The following is a 15,407-nucleotide window of genomic DNA, read 5'->3' on the forward strand; positions in this document are numbered from 1 at the left end:
GGAAGGACGCCATCATGGCGAAGCTGTCCCAGGAAGAGCTGCTCGCGCAGTTCGAGACCCTCACCCTCATCGAGCTCTCCGAGTTCGTGAAGGCCTTCGAGGAGAAGTTCGACGTCACCGCCGCCGCCGCGGTCGCCGCCGGCCCCGCCGCCGCTGCCGCCCCGGCCGAGGCCGAGGCCGAGCAGGACGAGTTCGACGTCATCCTCACGGGTGCCGGCGAGAAGAAGATCCAGGTCATCAAGGTCGTGCGTGAGCTGACCTCCCTGGGTCTCAAGGAGGCCAAGGACCTCGTGGACGGCGCTCCGAAGCCGGTCCTCGAGAAGGTCGCCAAGGACGCCGCCGAGAAGGCCGCCGAGTCCCTCAAGGGCGCCGGCGCCTCCGTCGAGGTCAAGTAACACCACGAGCCGTCCACCAGGCGCCCTCAGGGGCGCCGTGGCCCCGGCTCCAGCGAGCCGACGCAGCCGCTCCCGCAGGGGCTGTAACGCTGACGCATCGAAGAGCGATCATCCATCTGGGTGGTCGCTCTTCGGCGTTCGAGGGGGCCGTGCGGCGACTGCCTTGCGCTGTCGGTCGCGACGAGTATGGTGATCTTCGTTCGTGCCTCCGGCCGCCCTGTGACGGGCAGCAAGACAGGTTGCAAGACGGGTTGCAAGTGACGATGGCAGCACCCGGTTCGGGCATGGGGGGCCTTGACGAACCGCACGCAGCGCGCAATTCTCAGGACGCGTCGTCACAACGATCCGGATCCGAGGCATGGATCGGTGGCGAAGAGGGCAGTATCGATGTGCATCGAGGGCGTGGCTTGCAGCAGGGGTTGAGAACAACGAGGGTCTTCAAAAACCCGCACTGGACATCAGTGGGCCTAGTGGCTACACTGACCCTTTGCGCTGCCTGTTAGCTGCCTCCTGCCCGTCACCAGGGGCATGCCCTCGCTTCAGCACTGTGGATTGAACCGATCCTGACCTGGCCTTTTGGCTGATTCAGGAAACGGCTGTCCCGGTGTCCGGCTTGGGACCGGTACGCGCGTAGTGAGTCCGAGCCCTCGGAAGGACCCCCTCTTGGCCGCCTCGCGCACTGCCTCCGCGAATACGAACAACGGCGCCAGCACCGCCCCGCTGCGCATCTCTTTTGCAAAGATCAAGGAGCCCCTCGAGGTTCCGAACCTTCTTGCGCTGCAAACCGAGAGCTTCGACTGGCTGCTCGGAAACGACGCGTGGAAGGCTCGTGTCGAGGCGGCTCTGGACAGCGGACAGGACGTCCCCACCAAGTCCGGTCTGGAGGAGATCTTCGAGGAGATCTCCCCGATCGAGGACTTCTCCGGGTCGATGTCCCTGACTTTCCGCGACCACCGCTTCGAGCCTCCCAAGAACTCGATCGACGAGTGCAAGGAGCGCGACTTCACGTACGCCGCCCCGCTCTTCGTCACCGCCGAGTTCACCAACAACGAGACCGGCGAGATCAAGTCCCAGACGGTCTTCATGGGCGACTTCCCGCTCATGACCAACAAGGGCACCTTCGTCATCAACGGCACCGAGCGTGTCGTCGTGACGCAACTGGTCCGTTCGCCGGGTGTCTACTTCGACTCCTCCATCGACAAGACGTCCGACAAGGACATCTTCTCGGTCAAGGTCATCCCCTCCCGGGGTGCCTGGCTGGAGATGGAGATCGACAAGCGCGACATGGTCGGTGTCCGCATCGACCGCAAGCGCAAGCAGTCCGTCACCGTTCTCCTGAAGGCTCTCGGTTGGACGACCGAGCAGATCCTCGAGGAGTTCGGCGAGTACGAGTCCATGCGCGCCACCCTGGAGAAGGACCACACCCAGGGCCAGGACGACGCACTGCTCGACATCTACCGCAAGCTGCGTCCGGGCGAGCCCCCGACCCGTGAGGCCGCGCAGACGCTGCTCGAGAACCTCTACTTCAACCCGAAGCGCTACGACCTCGCCAACGTCGGCCGTTACAAGGTCAACAAGAAGCTGGGCAGCGAAGCCCCGCTGGACGCCGGGATCCTGACCGTCGAAGACATCATCGAGACGATCAAGTACCTGGTGAAGCTGCACGCCGGTGAGACCGAGACCGTTGGTCCCAACGGCGCCTCGATCGTCGTCGAGACCGACGACATCGACCACTTCGGCAACCGTCGTCTGCGCAACGTCGGCGAGCTCATCCAGAACCAGGTCCGTACGGGTCTGGCGCGTATGGAGCGTGTCGTCCGTGAGCGGATGACGACCCAGGACGTCGAGGCGATCACGCCGCAGACCCTGATCAACATCCGGCCGGTCGTCGCCTCCATCAAGGAGTTCTTCGGCACCAGCCAGCTGTCGCAGTTCATGGACCAGAACAACCCGCTGTCGGGCCTGACGCACAAGCGTCGTCTCAACGCGCTCGGCCCGGGTGGTCTGTCCCGTGAGCGGGCCGGCTTCGAAGTCCGTGACGTGCACCCCTCGCACTACGGCCGCATGTGTCCGATCGAGACCCCCGAAGGCCCGAACATCGGCCTGATCGGCTCGCTCGCCTCCTACGGCCGGATCAACGCCTTCGGTTTCGTCGAGACGCCGTACCGCAAGGTCGTCGAGGGCCAGGTCACCGACGAGGTCGACTACCTCACGGCCGACGAGGAGGACCGGTTCGTCATCGCGCAGGCCAACGCCTCGCTCAATGACGACATGCGCTTCGACGAGGCTCGTGTCCTGGTCCGCCGTCGTGGCGGCGAGGTCGACTACGTCCCCGGTGACGACGTCGACTACATGGACGTCTCCCCGCGCCAGATGGTGTCCGTCGCGACCGCGATGATCCCCTTCCTGGAGCACGACGACGCCAACCGTGCCCTCATGGGCGCGAACATGATGCGCCAGGCCGTGCCGCTGATCACCGCCGAGGCCCCCCTCGTCGGTACGGGCATGGAGTACCGCTGCGCCGTCGACGCCGGTGACGTCATCAAGGCCGAGAAGGCGGGTGTCGTCCAGGAGGTGTCCGCGGACTACATCACCGTCGCCAACGACGACGGCACGTACACCACGTACCGCGTCGCCAAGTTCTCGCGTTCCAACCAGGGCACCTCGGTCAACCAGAAGGTGATCGTGGACGAGGGCGACCGGGTCGTCGAGAACCAGGTTCTCGCCGACGGTCCGGCCACCCAGGAAGGCGAGATGGCGCTGGGCAAGAACCTGCTCGTCGCCTTCATGCCCTGGGAGGGTCACAACTACGAGGACGCGATCATCCTGTCGCAGCGCCTCGTGCAGGACGACGTCCTCTCCTCGATCCACATCGAGGAGCACGAGGTCGACGCCCGTGACACCAAGCTCGGCCCCGAGGAGATCACCCGGGACATCCCGAACGTCTCCGAGGAGGTCCTGGCCGACCTCGACGAGCGCGGCATCATCCGCATCGGTGCCGAGGTCGTCGCCGGCGACATCCTGGTCGGCAAGGTCACGCCCAAGGGTGAGACCGAGCTGACCCCGGAGGAGCGCCTGCTCCGCGCGATCTTCGGTGAGAAGGCGCGCGAGGTGCGCGACACCTCGCTGAAGGTGCCGCACGGCGAGATCGGCAAGGTCATCGGCGTCCGCGTCTTCGACCGTGAGGAGGGCGACGAGCTTCCCCCCGGTGTGAACCAGCTTGTGCGCGTGTACGTGGCGCAGAAGCGCAAGATCACCGACGGTGACAAGCTCGCCGGCCGTCACGGCAACAAGGGCGTCATCTCCAAGATCCTGCCGATCGAGGACATGCCGTTCCTGGAGGACGGCACCCCGGTCGACATCATCCTCAACCCGCTGGGTGTCCCGTCCCGAATGAACCCGGGACAGGTCCTGGAGATCCACCTCGGCTGGCTCGCCAGCCGCGGCTGGGACGTCTCCGGTCTGGCGGACGACTGGGCGCAGCGCCTCCAGGCCATCGAGGCCGACAAGGTCGACCCGGGCACGAACGTCGCCACCCCCGTCTTCGACGGTGCGCGTGAGGACGAGCTGGCCGGTCTGCTGCAGCACACGATTCCGAACCGCGACGGCGAGCGCATGGTGCTCCCCACCGGTAAGGCGCCTCTGTTCGACGGCCGTTCCGGCGAGCCGTTCCCGGAGCCGATCTCGGTCGGCTACATGTACATCCTCAAGCTCCACCACCTGGTCGACGACAAGCTCCACGCGCGCTCGACCGGTCCGTACTCGATGATCACCCAGCAGCCGCTGGGTGGTAAGGCCCAGTTCGGTGGCCAGCGCTTCGGTGAGATGGAGGTGTGGGCGCTCGAGGCTTATGGCGCCGCTTACGCCCTCCAGGAACTGCTGACCATCAAGTCCGACGACGTGACCGGCCGCGTGAAGGTCTACGAGGCCATCGTCAAGGGCGAGAACATCCCCGAGCCCGGCATTCCCGAGTCCTTCAAGGTGCTCATCAAGGAAATGCAGTCGCTCTGCCTCAACGTGGAGGTGCTGTCCTCGGACGGCATGTCCATCGAGATGCGCGACACGGACGAGGACGTCTTCCGCGCCGCGGAGGAGCTCGGTATCGACCTGTCCCGGCGCGAGCCGAGCAGCGTCGAAGAGGTCTGACGGGTCTGGCCGGGGCTCCTTGAACAAGAGCCCCGGCTAACCCCGGACCCCAGTCAGACCAGTGAAGAATCGACCCCGAAAGAGGGATTGACGACAAGTGCTCGACGTCAACTTCTTCGACGAGCTGCGGATCGGCCTTGCTACCGCTGACGACATTCGTCAGTGGTCCCACGGTGAGGTCAAGAAGCCGGAGACCATCAACTACCGCACCCTCAAGCCCGAAAAGGACGGACTCTTCTGCGAGAAGATCTTCGGTCCGACCCGGGACTGGGAGTGCTACTGCGGCAAGTACAAGCGTGTCCGCTTCAAGGGCATCATCTGCGAGCGCTGCGGCGTCGAGGTCACTCGCGCCAAGGTGCGTCGTGAGCGGATGGGCCACATTGAGCTGGCCGCTCCCGTCACCCACATCTGGTACTTCAAGGGCGTTCCGTCGCGGCTGGGCTACCTGCTCGACCTCGCCCCGAAGGACCTCGAGAAGGTCATCTACTTCGCCGCGTACATGATCACGTACGTGGACGACGAGCGTCGTACCCGCGACCTGCCGTCGCTGGAGGCTCACGTCTCCGTCGAGCGTCAGCAGATCGAGAACCGCCGCGACGCCGACCTCGAGACCCGCGCCAAGAAGCTCGAGACCGACCTGGCCGAGCTGGAGGCCGAGGGCGCCAAGGCCGACGTACGCCGCAAGGTGCGCGAAGGTGCCGAGCGTGAGATGAAGCAGCTGCGGGACCGTTCGCAGCGCGAGATCGACCGTCTCGACGAGGTGTGGACCCGATTCAAGAACCTCAAGGTCCAGGACCTGGAGGGTGACGAGCTCCTCTACCGCGAGCTGCGTGACCGCTTCGGGACCTACTTCGACGGCTCCATGGGCGCGGCTGCCCTGCAGAAGCGCCTGGAGTCCTTCGACCTGGACGAGGAGGCCGAGCGCCTCCGCGAGATCATCCGTACCGGCAAGGGCCAGAAGAAGACCCGTGCGCTGAAGCGGCTGAAGGTCGTGTCTGCCTTCCTGCAGACCTCCAACAGCCCCAAGGGCATGGTTCTCGACTGCGTCCCGGTCATTCCGCCGGACCTTCGCCCGATGGTGCAGCTGGACGGTGGCCGCTTCGCGACCTCCGACCTGAACGACCTGTACCGCCGTGTGATCAACCGGAACAACCGTCTGAAGCGGCTTCTCGACCTCGGCGCGCCCGAGATCATCGTGAACAACGAGAAGCGCATGCTCCAGGAGGCCGTGGACGCCCTCTTCGACAACGGTCGTCGTGGTCGCCCGGTCACCGGTCCCGGTAACCGTCCGCTGAAGTCCCTGAGCGACATGCTCAAGGGCAAGCAGGGTCGTTTCCGTCAGAACCTGCTCGGCAAGCGTGTGGACTACTCCGCGCGTTCCGTGATCGTCGTCGGTCCGCAGCTGAAGCTCCACCAGTGCGGTCTGCCGAAGGCCATGGCGCTGGAGCTCTTCAAGCCGTTCGTGATGAAGCGCCTGGTCGACCTGAACCACGCGCAGAACATCAAGAGCGCCAAGCGGATGGTCGAGCGCGGCCGCACGGTCGTGTACGACGTCCTGGAAGAGGTCATCGCCGAGCACCCGGTTCTGCTGAACCGTGCGCCGACGCTGCACCGCCTCGGCATCCAGGCCTTCGAGCCGCAGCTGGTCGAGGGCAAGGCCATCCAGATCCACCCGCTCGTCTGCACCGCGTTCAACGCGGACTTCGACGGTGACCAGATGGCCGTGCACCTGCCGCTCTCCGCGGAGGCGCAGGCCGAGGCCCGCATCCTGATGCTGTCCTCGAACAACATCCTCAAGCCCGCGGACGGCCGTCCGGTGACGATGCCGACCCAGGACATGGTCCTCGGTCTGTTCTTCCTCACCACCGACGGCGAGCTGCGGGACGTCAAGGGCGAGGGCCGGTCCTTCGGCTCCGCGGCCGAGGCGATCATGGCGTTCGACGCCGGCGACCTCTCGCTGCAGTCGCGCGTGGACATCCGCTTCCCGGTGGGCACCATCCCGCCGCGCGGCTGGACCCCGCCGGCTCAGGAGGAGGGCGACCCGGAGTGGCAGCAGGGTGACACCTTCCGCCTGAACACCACGCTGGGCCGCGCGCTCTTCAACGAGCTGCTGCCCGAGGACTACCCGTTCGTCGACTACGAGGTCGGCAAGAAGCAGCTCTCCGAGATCGTCAACGACCTCGCCGAGCGCTACCCCAAGGTCATCGTGGCGGCGACGCTCGACAACCTGAAGGCGGCCGGCTTCTACTGGGCGACCCGTTCCGGCGTCACCGTGGCCATCTCCGACATCGTCGTTCCCGACGCGAAGCGCGCGATCGTCAAGGGCTACGAGGACCAGGACGAGAAGGTCCAGAAGCAGTACGAGCGTGGTCTGATCACCAAGGACGAGCGCACGCAGGAGCTCATCGCGATCTGGACCAAGGCGACCAACGAGGTCGCCGAGGCGATGAACGCGAACTTCCCGAAGACCAACCCGGTCTCGATGATGGTGAACTCCGGTGCTCGCGGAAACATGATGCAGATGCGTCAGATCGCGGGTATGCGTGGTCTGGTGTCGAACGCCAAGAACGAGACGATCCCGCGTCCCATCAAGGCGTCCTTCCGTGAGGGCCTGTCCGTGCTGGAGTACTTCATCTCCACGCACGGTGCCCGTAAGGGTCTTGCGGACACCGCCCTGCGTACCGCCGACTCGGGTTACCTCACCCGTCGTCTGGTCGACGTGTCGCAGGACGTGATCATCCGCGAGGAGGACTGCGGCACCGACCGCGGTCTGCGTCTGGCGATCGCCGAGCGGGGCGCCGACGGCGTCCTGCGCAAGACGGAGAACGTCGAGACCAGCGTGTACGCACGTGCGCTGGCCGAGGACATCACCGTCGACGGCAAGGTGCTGGCCCCGGCCAACACCGACCTGGGCGACGTCCTCATCGACGAGCTCGTCAAGTACGGCATCGAGGAGGTCAAGACCCGTTCGGTCCTGACCTGTGAGTCCGCCGTCGGTACCTGCGCCATGTGCTACGGCCGTTCGCTGGCCACCGGCAAGCTGGTCGACATCGGTGAGGCGGTCGGCATCATCGCCGCCCAGTCCATCGGTGAGCCCGGCACGCAGCTGACGATGCGTACCTTCCACACCGGCGGTGTGGCCGGTGACGACATCACCCAGGGTCTGCCCCGTGTCGTCGAGCTCTTCGAGGCTCGTACGCCGAAGGGTGTCGCCCCGATCTCCGAGGCCTCCGGCCGCGTGCGGATCGAGGAGACCGAGAAGACCAAGAAGCTCGTCGTCACCCCCGACGACGGCAGCGACGAGACGGCGTTCCCGATCTCGAAGCGTGCCCGTCTGCTGGTGGGCGAGGGCGACCACGTCGAGGTGGGCCAGAAGCTCACCGTGGGTGCCACCAACCCGCACGACGTGCTGCGCATCCTCGGTCAGCGGGCCGTCCAGGTCCACCTGGTCGGCGAAGTCCAGCGGGTCTACAACTCGCAGGGCGTGTCGATCCACGACAAGCACATCGAGATCATCATCCGGCAGATGCTCCGCCGTGTGACGATCATCGAGTCGGGTGACGCGGAGCTGCTGCCCGGCGAGCTCGTCGAGCGGTCGAAGTTCGAGACCGAGAACCGTCGTGTGGTCCAGGAAGGCGGCCACCCGGCCTCCGGCCGTCCGCAGCTGATGGGTATCACCAAGGCGTCGCTGGCCACCGAGTCGTGGCTGTCGGCGGCGTCCTTCCAGGAGACGACCAGGGTTCTGACGGACGCGGCGATCAACGCCAAGTCCGACTCCCTGATCGGCCTCAAGGAGAACGTCATCATCGGTAAGCTCATCCCGGCCGGTACGGGCCTGTCCCGCTACCGCAACATCCGGGTCGAGCCGACCGAGGAGGCCAAGGCCGCGATGTACTCGGCCGTCGGCTACGACGACATCGACTACTCGCCGTTCGGCACGGGCTCCGGCCAGGCCGTTCCGCTGGAGGACTACGACTACGGTCCGTACAACCAGTAAGCGGGTTGCTTGAGTTGAAGGGCGGTCACCTTTCGGGGTGGCCGCCCTTCGGCTTTTCCCGTGACGGGAACCTATGCCGGAAATGCCGCGTTGGAGCATGATGGAAGCCCAGTCTTTCGGGGGGAGGTGCTCCCGTGTCGTACCCGTCGTGGCAGCCCGGGGAGGGGCCGAAGGATCCGCAGGCCCGGCAGCGGCCGGGTGGTGTGCCGTCCTGGCGTGGGCAGGGTGGTCAGCCGCCCGTCTGGTACGGGCAGGGCGGTCCGCCGCAGCCCGGGCACGCGGACGGCAGCCATTCGATGCTCGCCTCGCACGCGGACCGGGAGCGGGCCGTCGACGTGCTCAGAGCCGGCTTCGGCGAGGGGCGCATGGAGCAGGCCGAGTTCGAGAAGCGGGTGGCGAGGGCCTACGCGGCCCGTACGGTGGGCGAGCTGGCCCTTCTGGTGGCCGACCTGCCCCAGGGGCCCGTACCGCTGCCGGCGGCCGTAGGAGCCGTGCCACGGACGTTCCTGCCCCTTCCCGTGCCGAAGACGAACGAGAAGGCGATCGGGTCGGCGATCTGCGGTGGGCTGTGCCTGGTAACCGTCGGGCTCACCGGTCTTCCCGCGGTGATTCTCGGCCATTCCGCACGCTCGGAGATCCGGCGCACGGGCGAGGGCGGTGACGGTCTCGCGCTCACCGGACTCGTCATCGGATGGCTGGCCACGGCCAGCTGGACACTTGTGGTGACGCTGCTGCTCATCGCCGCGCTGACGACCGGATGAAGATCACGGACGGCGTGGCGGCTTGGCATGGCCCACTCAGTGATGTTAGTGCGGCCCATTTGTTTTGACCGCAGCGTATGAGGTAGGTACGCTCAGACCTTGTGCCTGGGGTGTGCCCTGGCTCCCGTGCGTGCCTTCAAACCGCAAGGGGAGTCGTAAGCGGCCACCGTAAATCTGCGCCCTTCTCGCTTCACGGCGAGAGTCCGCAGGATTCGACACACCCGACCGCGTGGGTCGGCGATGTTCCAGGTTAGCTTCACCATTCGGCACACAGAAACCGGAGAAGTAGTGCCTACGATCCAGCAGCTGGTCCGGAAGGGCCGGCAGGACAAGGTCGAGAAGAACAAGACGCCCGCACTCGAGGGTTCGCCCCAGCGTCGCGGCGTCTGCACGCGTGTGTTCACGACCACCCCGAAGAAGCCGAACTCGGCCCTGCGTAAGGTCGCGCGTGTGCGTCTGACCAGCGGGATCGAAGTCACCGCTTACATTCCGGGTGAGGGACACAACCTGCAGGAGCACTCCATCGTGCTCGTGCGTGGTGGCCGTGTGAAGGACCTGCCGGGTGTTCGCTACAAGATCATCCGAGGTTCCCTGGACACCCAGGGTGTCAAGAACCGCAAGCAGGCCCGCAGCCGCTACGGCGCCAAGAAGGAGAAGTAGAAATGCCTCGTAAGGGCCCCGCCCCGAAGCGCCCGGTCATCATCGACCCGGTCTACGGTTCTCCTCTTGTCACGTCGCTCATCAACAAGGTGCTGCTGAACGGCAAGCGCTCCACCGCCGAGCGCATCGTCTACGGCGCCATGGAGGGCCTGCGCGAGAAGACCGGCAACGACCCGGTCATCACGCTCAAGCGCGCTCTTGAGAACATCAAGCCGACCCTCGAGGTCAAGTCCCGCCGTGTCGGTGGCGCCACCTACCAGGTGCCGGTCGAGGTCAAGCCCGGCCGCGCGAGCACCCTGGCGCTGCGCTGGCTGGTCGGTTACTCCCGCGCCCGTCGCGAGAAGACCATGACCGAGCGTCTGCTCAACGAGCTTCTCGACGCCTCCAACGGCCTCGGTGCCGCTGTGAAGAAGCGCGAGGACACCCACAAGATGGCCGAGTCCAACAAGGCCTTCGCGCACTACCGCTGGTAGTCGCTACCCCCATCGAGACCGAGAGAAGACCGAAGCCTTATGGCTACCACTTCACTTGACCTGGCCAGGGTCCGCAACATCGGGATCATGGCCCACATCGACGCGGGTAAGACGACCACCACCGAGCGGATCCTCTTCTACACCGGCGTCAGCTACAAGATCGGTGAAGTCCACGACGGCGCTGCCACCATGGACTGGATGGAGCAGGAGCAGGAGCGTGGCATCACGATCACCTCTGCTGCTACCACTTGTCATTGGCCGCTTGAGGACAACGACTACACGATCAACATCATCGACACCCCGGGTCACGTCGACTTCACGGTCGAGGTGGAGCGTTCGCTCCGCGTCCTCGACGGTGCCGTCACCGTGTTCGACGGCGTCGCGGGTGTCGAGCCGCAGTCCGAGACGGTGTGGCGTCAGGCCGACCGTTACGGCGTGCCGCGCATCTGCTTCGTGAACAAGCTCGACCGGACCGGCGCGGAGTTCCACCGCTGCGTCGACATGATCAGCGGCCGCCTCGGCGCGCAGCCGATCGTCATGCAGCTCCCGATCGGTGCCGAGGCCGACTTCAAGGGCGTCGTCGACCTGGTCACGATGAAGGCTCTCGTGTGGTCCGCCGAGGCGGAGAAGGGCGAGATGTACGACGTCGTCGACATCCCGGCCACCCACACCGAGGCTGCCGAGGAGTACCGCGGCAAGCTCGTCGAGACGGTCGCCGAGAACGACGACGAGATCATGGAGCTGTACCTGGAGGGCAAGGAGCCTTCCGTGGAGCAGCTGTACGCCGCGATCCGCCGCATCACCATCGCGTCCGGCAAGTCCGAAGGCACCACGGTCACTCCGGTGTTCTGTGGCACCGCGTTCAAGAACAAGGGCGTTCAGCCCCTGCTCGACGCGGTCGTGCGCTACCTGCCGACCCCGCTTGACGTCGAGGCCATCGAGGGCCACGACGTGAAGGACCCCGAGGTCGTCATCCAGCGCAAGCCGTCCGTGGACGAGCCGCTGTCCGCCCTCGCGTTCAAGATCATGAGCGACCCGCACCTGGGCAAGCTCACCTTCGTCCGGGTCTACTCGGGCCGCCTGGTGTCCGGCACTGCGGTGCTGAACTCCGTCAAGGGCAAGAAGGAGCGCATCGGCAAGATCTACCGCATGCACGCGAACAAGCGTGAGGAGATCGAGGCGGTGGGCGCCGGCGACATCGTCGCCGTGATGGGCCTGAAGCAGACCACCACCGGTGAGACGCTCAGTGACGACAAGCACCCGGTCATCCTGGAGTCCATGGACTTCCCGGCGCCGGTCATCCAGGTCGCCATCGAGCCCAAGTCCAAGGGTGACCAGGAGAAGCTGGGTGTAGCCATCCAGCGTCTCGCGGAGGAGGACCCCTCCTTCCAGGTTCACTCGGACGAGGAGACCGGCCAGACCATCATCGGCGGTATGGGCGAGCTGCACCTCGAGGTGCTGGTCGACCGTATGCGCCGTGAGTTCAAGGTCGAGGCCAACGTCGGTAAGCCGCAGGTCGCGTACCGTGAGACGATCCGCAAGGCCGTCGAGCGCGTGGACTACACCCACAAGAAGCAGACCGGTGGTACGGGTCAGTTCGCCAAGGTGCAGATCGCGATCGAGCCGATCGTGGACGGCGACGCCTCGTACGAGTTCGTGAACAAGGTCACCGGTGGCCGTATCCCGCGGGAGTACATCCCGTCGGTGGACGCCGGTGCGCAGGAGGCCATGCAGTTCGGCATCCTCGCCGGTTACGAGATGACGGGCGTCCGCGTCACGCTTCTCGACGGTGCCTACCACGAGGTCGACTCCTCCGAGCTGGCGTTCAAGATCGCCGGTTCGCAGGCCTTCAAGGAGGCCGCCCGCAAGGCCAGCCCCGTGCTGCTCGAGCCGATGATGGCCGTCGAGGTCACCACGCCCGAGGACTACATGGGTGACGTCATCGGCGACATCAACTCCCGCCGTGGCCAGATCCAGGCCATGGAGGAGCGTGCCGGTGCCCGCGTCGTGAAGGGCCTCGTGCCCCTCTCGGAGATGTTCGGCTACGTCGGCGACCTCCGCAGCAAGACCTCGGGTCGCGCAAGCTACTCGATGCAGTTCGACTCCTACGCCGAGGTTCCCCGGAACGTCGCCGAGGAGATCATCGCGAAGGCCAAGGGCGAGTAACGCACACCGTTTGCACGCTTTAGGCTTGACACCGACCGACGGGATTCATCCGGAAACGGAAATCCCGGCGGGCGGCATCCCAGCAAAGATCACCCTGGCGCCGATGAGTAAGGCGTACCAGAACCACTCCACAGGAGGACCCAGTGGCGAAGGCGAAGTTCGAGCGGACTAAGCCGCACGTCAACATCGGCACCATCGGTCACATCGACCACGGTAAGACGACCCTCACGGCCGCCATTACCAAGGTGCTGCATGACGCGTACCCGGACCTGAACGAGGCCTCGGCCTTCGACCAGATCGACAAGGCTCCTGAGGAGCGCCAGCGCGGTATCACCATCTCCATCGCGCACGTCGAGTACCAGACGGAGACGCGTCACTACGCCCACGTCGACTGCCCCGGTCACGCGGACTACATCAAGAACATGATCACGGGTGCGGCGCAGATGGACGGCGCCATCCTCGTTGTCGCCGCGACGGACGGCCCGATGCCGCAGACCAAGGAGCACGTGCTCCTGGCCCGCCAGGTCGGCGTTCCGTACATCGTTGTCGCGCTGAACAAGGCCGACATGGTGGACGACGAGGAGATCCTGGAGCTCGTCGAGCTCGAGGTCCGTGAGCTGCTCTCCGAGTACGAGTTCCCGGGCGACGACCTTCCGGTCGTCAAGGTCTCGGCGCTCAAGGCCCTTGAGGGCGACAAGGAGTGGGGCCAGTCCGTCCTCGACCTGATGAAGGCCGTCGACGAGTCGATCCCGCAGCCCGAGCGTGACGTCGACAAGCCGTTCCTCATGCCGATCGAGGACGTCTTCACGATCACCGGTCGTGGCACCGTCGTCACCGGTCGTATCGAGCGTGGTGTCCTCAAGGTCAACGAGACCGTCGACATCGTCGGCATCAAGACCGAGAAGACCACCACCACGGTCACGGGCATCGAGATGTTCCGCAAGCTGCTCGACGAGGGCCAGGCCGGTGAGAACGTCGGTCTGCTGCTTCGTGGCATCAAGCGCGAGGACGTCGAGCGCGGCCAGGTCATCATCAAGCCCGGCTCGGTCACCCCGCACACGGAGTTCGAGGCCCAGGCGTACATCCTGTCCAAGGACGAGGGTGGCCGTCACACGCCGTTCTTCAACAACTACCGTCCCCAGTTCTACTTCCGCACGACGGACGTGACTGGTGTGGTGACCCTCCCCGAGGGCACCGAGATGGTCATGCCGGGCGACAACACTGAGATGACCGTTGAGCTCATCCAGCCCGTCGCCATGGAGGAGGGCCTGAAGTTCGCCATCCGTGAGGGTGGCCGGACCGTGGGCGCCGGCCAGGTCACCAAGATCAACAAGTAAGCCTCGCTTACCTGTTGGGCTTGAACGCCTGGTAGCTCCAGCATCGCTGAGCTCCTTGAAGGGGCCCGCACGACTTCGGTCGTGCGGGCCCCTTTGCTTTCCCGGCAGGCCCGCCGGGGCCATCCCGTCGGGGCCGTCCTGTAACGCATTCGGCTGCCTGTTCCAAGTAGAAGTGACAGCAGGACGGACAACGGGAGGTTCACACCTTGGCATCCGACAGCAAAAGCCGGGGCGGTCCACCGGGAGAGCTGTACGACCCGGCCGCCTTCGAGGTCTTCTATCGCCGCCATGTCGACACCGTCACCCGCTTCATGGCCCGGCGGGTCACCGACCCGCACACCGTCGCCGATCTCACCGCCGAGACCTTCCTCGCGGTGATCGACTCCGCCCGTGCCTACCGCCCCGACCTCGGGAGCGAGACCGCCTGGCTGTACGGCATCGCACGCAACGTGGTGGCCGCGGAAGCCCGAAGGAGCGCGCGTCAGAACGTGCTCGGCGGCCGTATCGCCGCCCACCGGCTGCTGGAAGGCGACGACATCGACCGGCTGGAGGAGAAGCTCGACGCCGAGAAGGCCGGGCGTCGCGCGCTGGCCGCCCTGGACAGTCTCCCCGACGGCGAGCGTGCGGTGATCGAACTCGTCGCCGTCGACCAGCTGAGCGTCACCGAGGCCGCCGTGGCGCTGGGCATACGCAAGGTCACCGCCCGGGTGCGGCTGCACCGGGCGCGCAGGTCGCTGCGCTCGGCGGCGGCCGGAGCCGACGGGCAGCAGGCAGCACTCACGTATGCGGGGGGAGAGGCATGAGCACCAGGACGACGAAGACCTTCGAGGACCGGCTGCTGAACGAACTCCAGCGGGAGATCGCTCTCAGGGCCGAGGACCCGCCGGTTCCGGAGCCGGTGATCCGCCGCACGATCACCACTCGCCGGGCGCTGGTCGCCCTCGCGGCGTGTGTCGCCGCGGTGGGGGGCGTGGTGGCACTGCCGGCGTCGACGGGCGGGGCGCAGGCGTACGCCGTAGAGCGGCACGAGGACGGCAGTGTCACGGTCAGCATGGAGGAGATCCTGCTGAGCGAGGGCGACAAGGAGGAACTGACCGAGCGGCTCCGGGCCGAGGGCATCACCGTGAGCGTGGACAAGCCCAGGAGCGGCTATGTCTGTGCGCAACCTCGTGGCGAGATGTACCCGCCCCGCTGGGTCGTGGCCTCGGGCGACGTGGTGGTTGAGCACGAGTTCACACTGCGTTCCGGTGACTCCCTGGTCTTCGAGCAGCCTGAACCGGTGAAGGGCCGGATCAGCCCTGCGGGAAGCATGTACGCGGTCAAGGGGGCGGTGGAGCCCTGCGAGGAGGTGCCCTGGGACGGGCAGCGGGCATTCGACGAGTCCCTGGAATCGAAGTAGGACCGAGGGGCCCGCACGACCTACGGCGTCGGTCGTGCGGGCCCCTTTGCTGTAACGAAAGTATTCGGCGCCG

Annotated in this window: 10 protein-coding genes; all 10 read left to right on the plus strand. The window is 66.0% G+C overall.

Annotated elements, in window-relative coordinates:
* Positions 1-14: 14 nt before the first annotated feature.
* The 10 genes from rplL (at position 15) to QF035_RS31055 (ending at position 15,334) form a co-directional block, all read left to right on the plus strand.
* Positions 15-395 carry a 50S ribosomal protein L7/L12 gene (gene rplL / locus QF035_RS31010; protein ID WP_307523775.1) on the plus strand — a complete coding sequence of 127 codons (381 nt, stop codon included), beginning with the start codon at positions 15-17 and terminating at the stop codon, positions 393-395.
* Positions 396-1,058: 663 nt separating this feature from the next.
* Positions 1,059-4,541, plus strand: a complete 3,483-nt coding sequence (gene rpoB, locus QF035_RS31015) for a DNA-directed RNA polymerase subunit beta (RefSeq protein WP_189844516.1) — start codon at positions 1,059-1,061, stop codon at positions 4,539-4,541.
* Between the two features lie 97 nt (positions 4,542-4,638).
* A complete protein-coding gene (locus QF035_RS31020) occupies positions 4,639-8,538 on the plus strand; it encodes a DNA-directed RNA polymerase subunit beta' (RefSeq protein ID WP_307523776.1) in 3,900 nt (1,299 codons plus the stop codon).
* A 134-nt stretch (positions 8,539-8,672) separates the two neighbouring features.
* Positions 8,673-9,299, plus strand: coding sequence for a DUF1707 and DUF4190 domain-containing protein (locus QF035_RS31025; protein ID WP_373466753.1), 627 nt, complete (start codon positions 8,673-8,675; stop codon positions 9,297-9,299).
* 288 nt (positions 9,300-9,587) lie between these two features.
* The gene (gene rpsL / locus QF035_RS31030; protein WP_003948652.1) at positions 9,588-9,959 is read left to right on the plus strand and encodes a 30S ribosomal protein S12; all 372 of its coding nucleotides are present in this window, start codon (positions 9,588-9,590) and stop codon (positions 9,957-9,959) included.
* A gap of 2 nt (positions 9,960-9,961) precedes the next feature.
* The gene (rpsG, locus tag QF035_RS31035; RefSeq protein WP_030345396.1) at positions 9,962-10,432 is read left to right on the plus strand and encodes a 30S ribosomal protein S7; all 471 of its coding nucleotides are present in this window, start codon (positions 9,962-9,964) and stop codon (positions 10,430-10,432) included.
* Positions 10,433-10,471: 39 nt separating this feature from the next.
* A complete protein-coding gene (fusA, locus tag QF035_RS31040; RefSeq protein WP_143642861.1) occupies positions 10,472-12,598 on the plus strand; it encodes an elongation factor G in 2,127 nt (708 codons plus the stop codon).
* Between the two features lie 143 nt (positions 12,599-12,741).
* Complete coding sequence (gene tuf, locus QF035_RS31045) at positions 12,742-13,935, plus strand: elongation factor Tu (RefSeq protein WP_055610510.1); 1,194 nt, start codon at positions 12,742-12,744, stop codon at positions 13,933-13,935.
* Between the two features lie 206 nt (positions 13,936-14,141).
* A complete protein-coding gene (locus QF035_RS31050) occupies positions 14,142-14,738 on the plus strand; it encodes an RNA polymerase sigma factor (protein WP_307523777.1) in 597 nt (198 codons plus the stop codon).
* On the plus strand, positions 14,735-15,334 hold the full coding sequence (locus QF035_RS31055; RefSeq protein WP_307523778.1) for a hypothetical protein: 600 nt from the start codon (positions 14,735-14,737) through the stop codon (positions 15,332-15,334). The genes QF035_RS31050 and QF035_RS31055 overlap by 4 nt, the downstream gene beginning before the upstream one ends.
* Positions 15,335-15,407: the final 73 nt, after the last annotated feature.

It is taken from the genome of Streptomyces umbrinus (assembly GCF_030817415.1).
GTDB lineage: Bacteria > Actinomycetota > Actinomycetes > Streptomycetales > Streptomycetaceae > Streptomyces > Streptomyces umbrinus_A.